Genomic DNA, 13301 nt, shown 5'->3' with positions numbered 1-13301 from the left:
TCGACACAGGCAATCAAAACTGCACGTGCGCGCGTAATCCAGCAAAGCGCGCCGGGCCACGATCACGGTTGTACCCAGGATCACGAATGAACTGCAGATCCGGGCTGATGCTGAGGTGATTGATCACCGCGATGTTGTAATACACCTCGGCAATCTCCTCCGGGCCGTAGCGCAATGCGCCGTCGCCGAGCAGAAAACCATCGCCGCCTGCTTCCAGATACTGCGCGTGTTCGCGCGAAAGTCCTTCGATAGCGACGCCCACGCCCAATCGGTCGTCGGATCGGCCCCAATGCGCGCCCGATAATTGGAAGCCGCCACTCAGCAAGCGGTCGACTTCGGCGAAGATGAACGATTCGGTATGTCCATCGTTCCAGCCTGCACGCATGAAGAAACCGGTATCGCCATCGTCCGCAACTGGAAGTTCGCCGTTGATGCCCAAACCGTATTTATGGCGAGCCGGCGCATCGTCGGCATGGATATCGGGCGTCTGTCCGGTCAGCTCGGCAATCTGGATCGCCTGCTCATAGATGCCCATGTTTCCCTTGTTGTCAAAACCAAGAAAACGCAGCGCCCATCCGTTCGGCTTGGGTTGCAGGGTCAGTTCGATCTGCTGCCCGCTGGCTTCGCCCAGCGATTTCACCAGCGCCTGTCCGTTCGCTTCCACGGGCATGCGATAGATGCCGTAGCGCAGCGCCCAGCCTTGCATCATCCAGCCGATCATGATGCCGTCGGTGTAGCCGCGCGTATCGGAAGCAAAATCCCACGCAGTGTTGTTCCACAGCGACCAGTTCATGAACTGTGTGCGGGTGGCATTGGCGTAACGGTTTTTATCGAAGTCGTCGTTCACCGCCATGAGGCCGACTTTCACTTCGATGTGCTTGACCGCTTCCTGGCCGGGGAGTTGATCCTGCCCGCGCTCGATGGTGGTGGCGTCATGGCCCAGCGGGAATACCCAGCGCAGATAATCGCGTGCTACGTAAGGGCGCTTGCCCAGGCTTGCCACACCGGAACGAATGATGTCGCCGTTGGTGAGTCCGCCAAGCCCGGTGGCATTGCTGACGCCTTCGCCTTTGAACATTTCGACATCCCAGTAGTACTGCAGATGCCAGGGCAGGGCGACGCCAAAGTATGCGCCGAAGGTGTGCGAGCGCGCGGTCGAGCCATCCGCCTTCAGGCTAAGCGGGCCGCTGTACGGTGAATGCACGCGCGACTGGTTCTGGTCGACGAAGGTGTACTGCGCACCAAGCCATTGCGGGATGAAGAGTGGTGCGTCGTTGGCGTATGAGGCGAGTGGGAGTGCGGCGAGTAGGAGGCACGATAGGAGCTTGCGATGGATGAGGTGCTTTGAAGGTTCGACCATGAGTGGAAACCGGAAGAAGGTTCCTGCGCGCCGTTGAATCTGAATTGGCCCAGCTGTCATTCCGGCGAAGGCCACAATCCAGTTCAAATATATGTCCGAAGGATTCGCTATTTTTGTGGAGGGTGCTTCGCACTGCACGTTTGTACTGGATTGCGGCCTTTGCCGGAATGACGGTGAGGTGATGATGGGGTTGCCAGTTGGCGTGAATATATCGGGTAAATAAAAAGGCCGCCTTGCGGCGGCCTTTCTTTCAACGTTTGCGCATGACTTAGGCACCACGCGACGCTTTCTTACGATCATTCTCCGTCAGATGCTTCTTGCGCAGACGGATTTCCTTCGGCGTGACTTCCACCAGTTCGTCGTCGTCGATGAAGTCCAGCGCCTGTTCGAGCGAGAACTTGGTCGCCGGTGTCAGCTGGATCGCATCGTCCTTGCCCGAGGCGCGCATGTTGGTCAGCGGCTTGGGCTTGATCGCGTTGACGGTGAGGTCGTTGTCCTTGGCGTGGATGCCCACCAGCTGACCTTCATAAATCGAATCGCCTTCCGCGGCGAACAGCTTGCCGCGGTCCTGCAACGGTCCGAGCGAGTAGGCGGGTGTGGTGCCGGCGGCGTTGGCGATCATCACGCCGTTGAGGCGCTTGGCGATCTGTCCTTCTTCCTTCGGACCGTAGTGATCGAACACATGGAACAGCAGCCCCGAACCCTGCGTGAGGGTTTTGAACTGGTTCTGGAAGCCGATCAATCCGCGTGCCGGAATCATGTATTCGAGGCGAACGCGACCTTTGCCATCGGGTTCCATGTTCTTGAGCTGGCCCTTGCGCACGCCCAGGCGCTCCATCACGGGGCCCTGATGGGTTTCTTCCACGTCGATCACCAACTGCTCGAACGGCTCCATTTTCTGGCCGTCGATGTCCTTGATGATCACTTCCGGGCGCGACACGGCCAGTTCATAACCTTCGCGGCGCATGTTTTCGATCAGCACCGACAAATGCAGTTCGCCACGACCCGACACGAGGAACTTGTCGGCATCCGAACCCTGTTCGACGCGCAGCGCCACGTTGTGGACCTGTTCGCGCTCGAGGCGATCCTTCAGCTGGCGGCTGGTGAGGAACTTGCCGCCGGAGAGATCTTTGTTGCCGGCGAACGGCGAGTTGTTGACCTGGAAGGTCATGCTGATCGTCGGTTCGTCGACGGTCAGCGCCGGCAGCGCTTCGGGCGTATCGAGCGCGCAGACGGTGTCGGAAATGGTCAGCTCCTGGATGCCGGAGATCGCGACGATGTCGCCCGCTTCGGCGGAGTCTTGTTCGATGCGCTCAAGGCCGAGGAAGCCGAGCACCTGCAGAACCTTACCCTGGCGCTTCTTGCCATGGCGATCGATGACGGCGACGGGCATGTTCTTCTTCAACGTGCCGCGCTGGATGCGGCCGATGCCGATGACGCCGACGAAGTTGTTGTAGTCCAGCTGGCTGATGCGCATCTGAAACGGGCCGGTGGGATCAACTTCCGGCTTCGGCGCGTGCTCCATGATGGCCTGGTACAGCGGCGTCATGTCGCCTTCGCGGGCATTCTCGTCGAGCGAGGCGTAACCGTTCAGCGCCGAGGCGTAGACGATCGGGAAATCCATCTGCTCCGGCGTGGCGCCGAGGCGGTCGAACAGATCCCACACCTGTTCCACCACCCACTCAGGACGTGAGCCAGGGCGGTCGATCTTGTTCACCACCACGATAGGCTTGAAGCCCATGGCGAAGGCTTTCTGCGTCACGAAGCGGGTCTGCGGCATCGGGCCGTCCATCGCGTCGACGAGGATCAGCACGGTGTCCACCATCGACAGCACGCGCTCCACCTCGCCGCCGAAGTCGGCGTGGCCTGGGGTGTCGACGATGTTGATACGGTTGTCGCGCCACGTGATGGCCGTGTTCTTGGCCAGGATGGTGATGCCGCGCTCCTTTTCCTGGTCGTTGCTGTCCATCACGCGTTCGGCCAGCACCGTGCGTTCGGACAAGGTGCCCGACTGCTTCAGCAACTGGTCGACGAGGGTGGTTTTGCCATGGTCGACGTGGGCGACGATGGCGATATTGCGCAGATTTTCGATGGACATGGATAAAGGGCTCGGGCGGACCTGTGAGGCCGCCGCGCTGGTTTCGGTAGGGTTAACCTGCGGATTATACAGGGTTATGTGACAGGTTGCTTGCTCTTGGCCCCCTACCTCCGAGGAGGGGTAGGGGGAGGGGGCGACTTGCCGGAAACCAGCTCGTCGTCCCGGCGAGTGCCGGGACCCAGTGTTGTTCGCCCTTAAAGTCGCTGGGCCCCGGCATTGGCCGGGGCGATGGGCGGCTAGTGAAGGGCCTGGATGAACGCGCGGTTCATCAAGCCTCGACGTCGTCCTCTTCTTCGTCCTCGTCCTCGAACTCGGCCAGTTCTTCCACGCGCAGGAAATTGGCGGCGTCGTCGGCGAAAACAATGTGCTTGCCGTCGGCGCACATCGGGCGCACGTGCTGTTGCTTGTTGCCGTTGTCGAGTGTTTCGGTCAGGGCGAAGCACACCAGCGTTGCGGCGCTTTCTTCACCGCTTTCGTCATAGACCGCGACCCAGCCGTTGGCGGGAAGGATCTGCAGGATGTTCGTTGATTTGGACATGGGAGTTCCGCGTGATGAAGGCGCGCAAGCTTGCACGTGGTTCATGACGATCGCAAGCGTGCGAGCGCGTGCAGGCGATCCATGTTGTACTTTCGTAGGGTCGCTCGCGTGTACGAAGGAGCCTTCAATGCAAGGGATCGATTTCTTTCTCGGGCAAGTGCGCATCACTGCGCATCGCGACCACGACGATTTGCTCAGTGCGGGGCTCGGTCTGGAAGGTTTGAAGGGCGTGCTGGCCTCGTTCGCCGATCCCGCGCACCCCACGCTGCAGGAATTACGCCGGCGTGCGATCCAGGCAAGCTGGAAAGGCATTGCCGATCTGGGGCCATTGGGTGGCTACGGCGCAGTCTATGGCGCGGTGCCGGATGTGCCGGGGCGCGAGTACCAGGCGTTCGCGAACATTCCCGATGCGCATTCGCCACATCGCGTGCTGGTGCAAGTGCCTGATCAGTTCGATCAGGCACACCGCTGCCTGGTGGTGACGGCATCGTCCGGGTCGCGCGGCATTTACGGGGCCATCGCGCTCGCCGGTGCATGGGGCTTGCCGCGCGGTTGTGCCGTCGCGTACACCGACAAAGGCACGGGATCGGGCTACTTCGACTATGCCGACAATAGCGGTGTCACGCTGGATGGCGAGCGCGCCAAACGGGGCACGGCGATGCTCGAATTCGAACCGGATGCGGCGAGCGGCAAGGGTATCGCCATCAAGCATGCGCATTCAGGCGACAACCCGGAGGCCGATTGGGGGCGTCACGTTCTGCAGGCGGCGCAGTTTGGACTCGCCATGCTGGACCGCGCGTTTCCCGAACAGGCGCCTTTCACGCCGCAGAACACGCGAATCATTGCGACCGGGCTCTCCAACGGCGGTGGCGCCGTGCTGCAAGCGGCAGGGCTCGATGAGCAATACACGCTGGCCGGCGTGGTGGCGCTCGAACCGAATGTGCACACGCCCCAGCACGGGCGCGCGCTATACGATTATGCGACCGAGGCAGCGTTATGGCTGCCATGCGCGTTGATGGACGCGTCTTTCGATGCCACGCCATTCGCGCGCGACGCGCACGGTGCACCACATGCCGCATGGACCGCGCGTTGTGCAAGCCTGCATGCACACGGTTTGCTGAAGGCATCCACGCTGCAGGCACAGGTGTCCCAGGCGTATGAACATCTGCGCAATACCGGCTGGACCGATCAGGCGATGGCGACGGCTGCATCGTCCACGGCGCTGGATTTGTGGCGTGTCATCGGCGCCGCTTACGCCTCGGCGTATCTTCGCCGTGGCGCGGACAGCATGCCATGCGGTTATCACTATGCCGCCGTCGTCAACGGCAAGCCGGGCGTGGCCGACGAGGCTACGCGCGCGAGTTGGTGGGCGGATGCGTCGGGCATTCCGCCGGGCAATGGCGTGGGTTTATTTGGCGGTACGGATGACAGCGCCGATCCCGCGCTTCCTGGAACCTTAGGCTTGCGACACCTGTGGACGGGCAACGATGTCGATGCCCGCGCACTGCAAACCTCGGTGCAGGCACTGGCCCCGAGGTTGCCGCGCAGGGATCTGCCCATGTGGGTTCTGCATGGTGCGGACGACGGCCTGTTGCCCACCGCGTTCACTTCCGAACCTTACGTGGCATGGCTGCATGAACAAGGTCGCTCGCCGTTGTACTGGAAGGTGTCGCATGCGCAGCACTTCGACGCCTTCCTGTCGTTGCCCGGCTTCGGCGACAAGCACTTGCCGCTGTTGCCGTACGGTTATGCCGCGCTGGACCGGTTGTGGGCGCATCTCTTCCAGGGACAGCAGTGGCCGGCGGAACTGGCGACTCCCGCAGGCACCGCCAGGGGCGCCGGACCGTTGCAGGCGAGCATGCTCGGTCTCTAGCGCGACGCTTTCCAATTCCATGCCCCGGCATGCATCCCATCATCTCGTGGCAGAGGGTATTCTTAGTGATTGGGCAGCCCTTCGGGGTCGCCATTGTTCAGCACTCACAAGGAATATCCATGGCCATCCAAGTTACGATCACCACCCACCGCGGCCCCATCCATTTGCGCCTGCATGACGACAAAACGCCGGTGACAGTGGCGAGTTTCGTTAATCTGGCGCGTCGCGGTTTCTACGATGGCTTGTCATTTCATCGGGTGATCGCCGACTTCATGGTCCAGGGCGGCTGCCCTGAAGGCAGTGGCCGCGGTGGCCCCGGCTACCGTTTCGAGGACGAGTTCCATGGCTCGCTGCGCCACGACAAGCCGGGCATTCTGTCCATGGCCAATGCCGGGCCGCGCACCAACGGCAGCCAGTTCTTCATCACCCATGGCGCCACGCCCTGGCTGGATGGCAAGCACAGCGTGTTCGGTGAAGTGGTCGGCCCTGAAGACCAGAAGGTGGTCGATGCGATCAAGCAGGGCGACACCATCGAGAAGGTCACGGTGGAAGGCGACGTGGACGCGCTGCTGGCCGCGCAGTCCGAGCGTGTGAAGGAGTGGAACACGGTGCTCGATCAGCGCGGCTGAGCGTTTTCTCCACAGATGTTCCAGAAGCCACCCGCATCACATGCCGGGTGGCTTTTTTTCACGTCACCGTTACGAATGTGCAGTGGACGTGGACATAAAATTGCCGGGCTTGGACTCTTTCACAAAGGAGCGCGGCCATGTCATTACTCGGTAGCTTGGGCAGTCTGTTGGGCGGGAACCAGGGCGATGGCGGCAATCCCCTGGTATCGGTGGCGGGGCAGTTGATCCAGCAGGCCGGTGGTGTGCAGGGTCTGGTCAGCACGCTGCAGCAGCATGGGCTGGGCGATGCCGTGCAGTCGTGGGTGGGCAATGGGGCCAATCAGGCCATTTCCGGTGATCAACTCAATCAGGTGTTGCAGAAGTCCGGTCTGGATTCGGTCATTGCCGGCGCCGCGAACAAGTTTGGCGTAGACCCGGGCCAGTTGGTCGGTCAGCTCGCACAGGTGTTGCCGCACGCCGTGGACCATCTCACGCCAGATGGGCAGGTGTCTTCCGGCAGCAGCGGCGGCTTCGATCTTTCGATGCTCGGTGGCCTCGCGGAAAAATTGCTCGCCGCGAAAACGGCCTGAGCATCGTACGCATGAAAAAAGCACGGCGGATGAACCGCCGTGCTTTTTTTACGTGCCTGCAGAGGCCGGGTGCCCTCAGTGTTGGACGAAACGCAACAGGTACACCAGGATGACTGCGCCGACGATGGACATCAGGAAACCCGCCGTGTGGAATTTCTGACCTGGCTCTGGTTTCTTGAATAAGGTACCGATGAAGCCGCCGATGACGGACCCCACGATGCCTACCACAACGGTCATGATGAAACCCATGTGTTCGGCACCTGGAACAATCCAGCGAGCGATAAGACCGATGATGAAACCTACGATGATGGACCAGATGATATGGAACATAGACATCCCCTCGCGTCTGCTTCGTGGTGGTTGATCGTGTGACAACCTTCCGCCCGGTCTGGCAGCGGCCGTGGGATGCATGCGGCCCACATGAAAAGGACTGCAGCCCCCGCGCCATCATGCCAGCCGGACACAACAGGGCAATAGGCATTTTCCAGGCCAATTCGACACCCTCCGGTTGACGCAGCGCCGCATGCTAAAATCCGCCGGTTTGCTGCCCCGCCCCCACCGAGGAAAGCCATGCCCCAGCTCGCTCAGCGTATGGGTCGCGCCAAGCCCAGCGCGATCATGGTCATCGCCGAGACCGCCAAGCAATTGAAGGCCGCCGGTCGAGACATCATCAGCTTTTCCATCGGTGTGCCGAACTTCCTGCCGGGTGAGCACGTATACGCCGCGGCACGCCAATCCCTATCGCACGACAGCGGCCAGTACGGCAGCAATCGTGGCTCGGACGCGCTGCTGGACGCCTTCCTCAAGCACATCGAGGCGCTCGGCTTCACCGGCTATGGGCGGTTGAACGTATCGATCGGCATCGGTGCCAAGCAGGTGCTGTACAACCTGGCCGAGGCACTGCTCAACGACGGCGACGAGATCTGCTTTCCCGCACCGTACTGGACGACGTACCACGATATCGCCGATATCGTCGGCGCCAAGGTCAACGTGCTTCATTGCGGTTCGGAGCAGCACTACAAGCTCACGCCCCGGCAACTGGAGACGGCGCTGGCGCGCAAGCCGAAAGTGTTTCTGTTCAACAATCCGTCCAATCCCTCCGGCATGGTCTATACGCGCGAGGAAATCGCTGCGCTGGCGAATGTGCTAGCGCAGTATCCGGACACCTGGATCGTCACCGACGACATCTACAACTCGATGGTGTTCGATGGCATCGGCTACCACAATTTCGTGTTCGCGCGGCCGGAATTGCGCGAGCGTCTGATCTTTGTCGACTCCATTTCCAAGACGTACGGCATGCCCGGTTGGCGCGTGGGATTGATCGCAGGGCCCGAGCAGGTGGCCAAAGCGGTCACCACGCTCAATTCCAACCACATCACCAGCGTGCCCGAAGTGGTCGCTGCTGCCGCGATTGCCGCCTTCAGCGGCCCGCAGGATGTGCCGCAGGCCAAGTGCAAGGAATTCGCGCAACGGCGCGATGTGGTGCTGGCGGCATTGGCGAAGATTTCCGGTGTGGTATGTCCGCGCCCGCAAGGTGCGTTCTATGCGTTTCCGGATATCTCGGTGGCGTTCGGCAAGAGCCACAACGGCACGCGCATCGAAACCGATGTGGATTTTTGCGCGGCGCTGCTTGGCGCCAAAGGTGTGGCCTGCGTGCCGGGCTCGGCCTTTGGCGAGCCGCGCGCCATGCGTATTTCCTACACCTGTCCGGCAGCCCAGCTCGAACCTGGCCTTGCTCGCATCACCGAATTCTTCGCCGAGCTGAGTTGATCTGTTTTTACGGCCCGCGTCGATAGGATGCGGGCTTTATCGTTTTATGCACCTGAAGGAGTTACCACGATGAAAGCCCCCGTTCGTGTTGCCGTGACCGGCGCAGCCGGCCAGATCGGTTACGCCCTGCTGTTCCGTATCGCCGCCGGCGACATGCTCGGCCCGGATCAGCCGGTGATCCTGCACCTGCTGGAAATCACGCCTGCGCTGCCTGCGCTGCAGGGTGTGGTGATGGAGCTCAACGATTGCGCGTTCCCGCTGCTTGCCGGCGTGGTCGCCACCGACGACGTGAACGTCGCCTTCAAGGACGTCGATTACGCGCTGCTGGTTGGCGCGCGTCCGCGCGGTCCGGGCATGGAGCGCAAGGATCTGCTCGAAGCCAATGGCGCCATCTTTGCGCCGCAGGGCAAGGCGCTGAACGACCACGCCAAGCGCGACGTGCGCGTGCTGGTGGTGGGCAATCCGGCCAACACCAATTCGCTGATCGCGCAGCAGAACGCGCCGGATCTGGATCCCAAATGCTTCACCGCGATGGTGCGTCTGGACCACAACCGTGCGCTCTCGCAGCTCGCCGAGAAGACCGGCAAGCACACGACCGACATCAAGAAGGTCACCATCTGGGGTAATCACAGTTCCACGCAGTACCCGGATCTGCACCACGCCACCGTGGGCGGCAAGCCGGCGCTCGGCCTGGTCGATCAGAACTGGTACGAGAAGGATTTCATTCCTACCGTGCAGCAGCGTGGTGCGGCCATCATCAAGGCACGTGGCGCGTCCTCCGCCGCTTCCGCCGCTTCGGCTGCGATCGATCACATGCACACCTGGGCACTCGGCACCGCGGAAGGTGACTGGGTGTCGATGGGCGTTCCGTCCGATGGCTCGTACGGCATCAAGCCGGGCGTGATCTACGGCTATCCGGTGACGGTAAAGAACGGCAAATACGAGATCGTGCAGGGTCTGGAGATCAACGACTTCTCGCGTGCCCGCATGGATGCCACCGACAAGGAACTGCGCGAAGAGCGCGCGGGTGTCGAGCACCTGTTTGCGAAGAAGTAAGGTTTTCTGCAGGAAAAATGCAAACGGCCATCCGAGAGGATGGCCGTTTTGTTTTATTGAATTAGCACGATTTTTCTGCCGTCATTCCCGCGAAAGCACCTCCGCTTTCGCGGGAATGGGGAGGATGGGAAGAATGCGGGTGAAGTGCACTTACGCACGAAGCGTGCGCAACTCGCGACCTTCTTCAGTCACATGCAATGTCGAACCTTGCTCATACCAATCGCCCAGCACGATGCGCTCGGCGTGCTGCCCATCCAATGCAAAATGATGCACGGCAGGTCGATGCGTATGTCCGTGAATCAGATGCGTTACGCCTGCATTGCGCATCGCCTGAGCCACCGCGTCAGCGTTGACGTCCATCAGGGTTTCCTGCGTGCCACTGGTGTAAGCACGGCTCTCGGCGCGTGATTTCACGGCGAGCGCACGGCGTGCCTCCAGCGGCATGGACAACACTTGCGCCTTCCACTCCGGCGTGCGCACCTGGCGGCGTACCTGCTGGTAAACCGTGTCATCCGTGCACAGCAGGTCGCCATGCATCAGCAGCGTGGGCGTGCCGTAGAGATCGTGTACCGCGCCATCTTCGATCAGCGTGAGGCCGGCGCGTCTGGCATACGTTTCGCCAAGCAGAAAATCACGATTGCCGGCCATGAAATACACCGGCACGCCCGCCTCGCACACCGCGCGGGTTGCGCGCGCAATACGCTGCGGGAGTTCTGCGTCGTCGTCATCGCCGATCCAAGCTTCCACCAGGTCGCCAAGGATGTAGAGCGCATCGGCGTGACGTACTTCGTCGCTAGCGAGGTAATGCTCGAAGAGCGCGGTGATATGCGGGCGGCTGTCGTCCAGATGCAGGTCCGAGATGAACAGCGTGCTCATTTTTTGCGAGGCACTGGGGCGGGGGCAGGCTTCGGCGCCGAACTGGATGCGGCCGGTGCTTCCTCGCCCTCGACCGTCACGCTTTCGATCACCACCAGCGGCGTGGGCACATCGGCAGCGAACGGGCCTTGCGGGTGCGTGGGCAGCGCCGCGATCTTATCGACCACATCCATGCCTTTGACAACTTTGGCGAACACCGTGTAGCCCCAGGTGAGTCCGCTCTGGTTGCCCGCGTAATCGAGTCGGCGGTCGTCCACCAGGTTGATGAAAAATTGCGAGGTGCCCGAGTTCGGATCAGCACCACGTGCTACCGCAACCGTACCGCGCAGATTGGACAAGCCATTGTCCGCTTCGCTGGCCACGGGCGAGTGTGTGCGGCGCGGTTGCAGTTCCGCGTTGTAAAGACCACCTTGAATGAGATAGCCGGGAATCACGCGATGGAACACGGTGCCGGCGTAGAAACGCTCATGCACATAACGCAGAAAGTTCGCGACGCTCTTGGGCGATTTGTCCGCATACAGCTCGAACGTGATGTCGCCCTCGGAGGTATGCAGCGTCACCGTGGGGTCCGCCACCGCCGGAGCGCTGGCCGTGGCGGTTGGCTTGGCCGTCTGCGCGACGGCGAGTGGGGAGGCAAGCAGGAAGAGGGCGGTCAGCAGGTACTTGGGCATGATGGGGAGCTGTACGGCTGAAATATCCGCGCATGATACGCGGAAATGCTCGATGCTCTCTCCCTCTGCGATCCCGATGGGTGGCGAAGCTTCAGCGACGGGTACTGCATTGCTCCGGCGAAAGCGGGTTCGGTGTTCAATCCGAACCGATGGACAGTGCCAAGCCAAGCTCCGCCATGGGCGTGATTTCTTGCTCCAGGTCCGCCTGGGTCAGGGGATGCTGTTCCGTCCAGGCGGCAGGCAGGCGCAGGCCAAGGCGCTGGGCTGTGGCGATCAGGCGCATGGGTGGCAGCGATTCGGGACGACGCGAGCGGCGGAACAGCACGGCCAACCGCAGCAAGGCGGTGATGTACTTGGCGAGCTGGCGGTAGCGCTGCGGCAGGGCGGAGAAGCTGGTCTTGTCCGGTTTGCGTCGATGCGCCTGCACCACGGCGGCGAGCAGGTGTTGTTCCTGCTTTGAGAAACCTGCCAGATCGGCATTGCGCAGGATGTAGGCACCGTGCTGATGATGCTGGCTGTGCGCGATGGCCAGCCCGATTTCATGCACGCGCGCCGCCCATGAGAGCCATTCGCGCGCCTCGCTGTCCAGCTTCCAGCTTGAGGCGGCCTGGTCGAACAACATCAGCGCGGTGGATTCCACGCGGCGCGCCTGGGCCCGGTCCACACCATAGCGGTTGGCCAGCGCATCGATACTGGCCGTGCGCGGATCGGTGCCACCGGCGCGGCCGATCAGATCCCACAAGAGGCCTTCGCGCATCGAGCTCTCGCACACTTGCAGCCGCTGGATGCCGAGCGCCGCGAAGGCGGCTTCGAAAATCACCACTGCACCGGCGAACACGGGCGCGCGTTCTTCTGCCAGGCCGGGCAGCTTCAACGCGTCGATCTGGCCTTGGTCCAGCACCGCGTCGCGCAATGTCGCCAGCGAGGCGGGTGTCACGCCATGGTCCGATAGCTTCATGGCCTGCACCGCGGCACCGATCGCCTTGGCGCTGCCGGAGGAACCAAAGGCATCGGTCCAGCCGGCCTCCAGGTATTCCTCCGAAAATTGCTGCAGCAACACGCCGATTTCACCACGCGCCCGCTGCCAGCGTTTGCGCGTGAGCTTGCCGCCAGGGAAAAAACGCTGCGTGGTGGCAATGCAGCCCACCTGTACACTTTCCGTATGCAAAGGCGCCAGACCGCGACCGATGATGAATTCCGTGCTGCCACCGCCGATGTCGATCACCAGCCGCGGCTCACGTGACGTGGGCAGGTCGTGCGAGACACCCAGAAAAATCAGGCGACCTTCCTCGCGTCCGGACACCACTTCTACCGGATGGCCGAGCGCGGTTTCGGCGGTCGTGAGGAACGCCTGTGGTGAGGCAAGGCGCCGCACTGTATTGGTGGCGACGGCACGCACACGCGCCGTAGGGATGCCAGCAATGCGCTGGCCGAAGCGCGCAAGGCAGTTCAATGCGCGTGCGCGATGTTCGGCATCCAGTGTGCCGTCCGCGCGCAGGCCGGCGGCCATGCGCACGGTTTCGCGCAGGCGATCGATCACCCGCGGTTCGCCGTGCTCCATGCGAGCGACGACCATGTGAAAGCTGTTCGAGCCGATGTCGACGGCGGCCATCAGTTCGCCGTCCTTGATCTGCATCTGGTCACCGAGGCTCACGCGGGACTCCTGTTCGGACTTCGCCGATTCTCGCATGGATCGAAGGGGCGGTAAGTTGGTCGTGTTGAGTGTTGTCCTGTGTATTCCTTGATGGCGCACTCACATGCCGTGTGGTTTGGGGGATGGCCTGCGGCGCTTTCCGTCGTGGAGCGACTGGTTTTTTTGCTGGCTCGAAGAGTGGTTGTGGATTGCCTGCGGCGCTTTCGG

At 62.0% G+C, this 13301-nt stretch carries 12 protein-coding genes; 5 read left to right on the top strand and 7 right to left on the bottom strand.

Features of this window, described 5'->3' with window-relative positions:
• Positions 1-13 precede the first annotated feature (13 nt).
• From DWU98_RS11120 to DWU98_RS11110, 3 genes are all read right to left on the bottom strand, one after another.
• Positions 14-1360, bottom strand: a complete 1347-nt coding sequence (locus DWU98_RS11120) for a carbohydrate porin (protein ID WP_115495641.1) — start codon at positions 1358-1360, stop codon at positions 14-16.
• A 268-nt stretch (positions 1361-1628) separates the two neighbouring features.
• Complete coding sequence (gene typA, locus DWU98_RS11115; RefSeq protein ID WP_115495640.1) at positions 1629-3458, bottom strand: translational GTPase TypA; 1830 nt, start codon at positions 3456-3458, stop codon at positions 1629-1631.
• Between the two features lie 268 nt (positions 3459-3726).
• Positions 3727-3996, bottom strand: a complete 270-nt coding sequence (locus DWU98_RS11110) for a hypothetical protein (protein WP_115495639.1) — start codon at positions 3994-3996, stop codon at positions 3727-3729.
• A gap of 127 nt (positions 3997-4123) precedes the next feature.
• On the opposite strand from DWU98_RS11110, the gene DWU98_RS11105 reads away from it, so the two are divergent.
• The 3 genes from DWU98_RS11105 to DWU98_RS11095 all read left to right on the top strand — a co-directional run bounded on the left by DWU98_RS11105 (position 4124) and on the right by DWU98_RS11095 (position 7067).
• A complete protein-coding gene (locus DWU98_RS11105; protein WP_115495638.1) occupies positions 4124-5869 on the top strand; it encodes a 3-hydroxybutyrate oligomer hydrolase family protein in 1746 nt (581 codons plus the stop codon).
• A gap of 119 nt (positions 5870-5988) precedes the next feature.
• A complete protein-coding gene (locus tag DWU98_RS11100) occupies positions 5989-6498 on the top strand; it encodes a peptidylprolyl isomerase (RefSeq protein WP_115495637.1) in 510 nt (169 codons plus the stop codon).
• Between the two features lie 137 nt (positions 6499-6635).
• Positions 6636-7067, top strand: a complete 432-nt coding sequence (locus DWU98_RS11095) for a YidB family protein (RefSeq protein ID WP_115495636.1) — start codon at positions 6636-6638, stop codon at positions 7065-7067.
• Positions 7068-7142: 75 nt separating this feature from the next.
• Here DWU98_RS11095 and DWU98_RS11090 read toward each other — a convergent pair whose 3' ends face one another.
• The gene (locus DWU98_RS11090) at positions 7143-7397 is read right to left on the bottom strand and encodes a GlsB/YeaQ/YmgE family stress response membrane protein (protein ID WP_115495635.1); all 255 of its coding nucleotides are present in this window, start codon (positions 7395-7397) and stop codon (positions 7143-7145) included.
• 240 nt (positions 7398-7637) lie between these two features.
• Here DWU98_RS11090 and DWU98_RS11085 point away from each other — a divergent pair, with 240 nt between their 5' ends.
• Complete coding sequence (locus DWU98_RS11085) at positions 7638-8837, top strand: aminotransferase class I/II-fold pyridoxal phosphate-dependent enzyme (RefSeq protein WP_115495634.1); 1200 nt, start codon at positions 7638-7640, stop codon at positions 8835-8837.
• A gap of 69 nt (positions 8838-8906) precedes the next feature.
• The gene (locus tag DWU98_RS11080; RefSeq protein WP_115495633.1) at positions 8907-9893 is read left to right on the top strand and encodes a malate dehydrogenase; all 987 of its coding nucleotides are present in this window, start codon (positions 8907-8909) and stop codon (positions 9891-9893) included.
• Positions 9894-10043: 150 nt separating this feature from the next.
• Here the strand turns inward: DWU98_RS11080 and lpxH are convergent, their stop codons facing one another.
• The 3 genes from lpxH to DWU98_RS11065 all read right to left on the bottom strand — a co-directional run bounded on the left by lpxH (position 10044) and on the right by DWU98_RS11065 (position 13076).
• A complete protein-coding gene (gene lpxH / locus DWU98_RS11075; RefSeq protein WP_115495632.1) occupies positions 10044-10769 on the bottom strand; it encodes a UDP-2,3-diacylglucosamine diphosphatase in 726 nt (241 codons plus the stop codon).
• Positions 10766-11440 (bottom strand): peptidylprolyl isomerase, encoded by a 675-nt coding sequence (locus DWU98_RS11070; RefSeq protein WP_115495631.1) that lies wholly within the window; start codon positions 11438-11440, stop codon positions 10766-10768. Before DWU98_RS11070 ends, lpxH begins: the two co-directional genes overlap by 4 nt.
• Before the next feature lie 136 nt (positions 11441-11576).
• Positions 11577-13076, bottom strand: coding sequence for a Ppx/GppA phosphatase family protein (locus DWU98_RS11065; RefSeq protein WP_425480226.1), 1500 nt, complete (start codon positions 13074-13076; stop codon positions 11577-11579).
• Positions 13077-13301 lie beyond the last annotated feature (225 nt).

The sequence above is a fragment of the Dyella monticola genome, assembly GCF_003363155.1.
Taxonomy (GTDB): Bacteria; Pseudomonadota; Gammaproteobacteria; order Xanthomonadales; family Rhodanobacteraceae; genus Dyella_B; species Dyella_B monticola.
The sequence above is the reverse complement of the archived record's forward strand: the minus strand, read 5'-3'. Positions and strand labels throughout refer to the sequence as shown.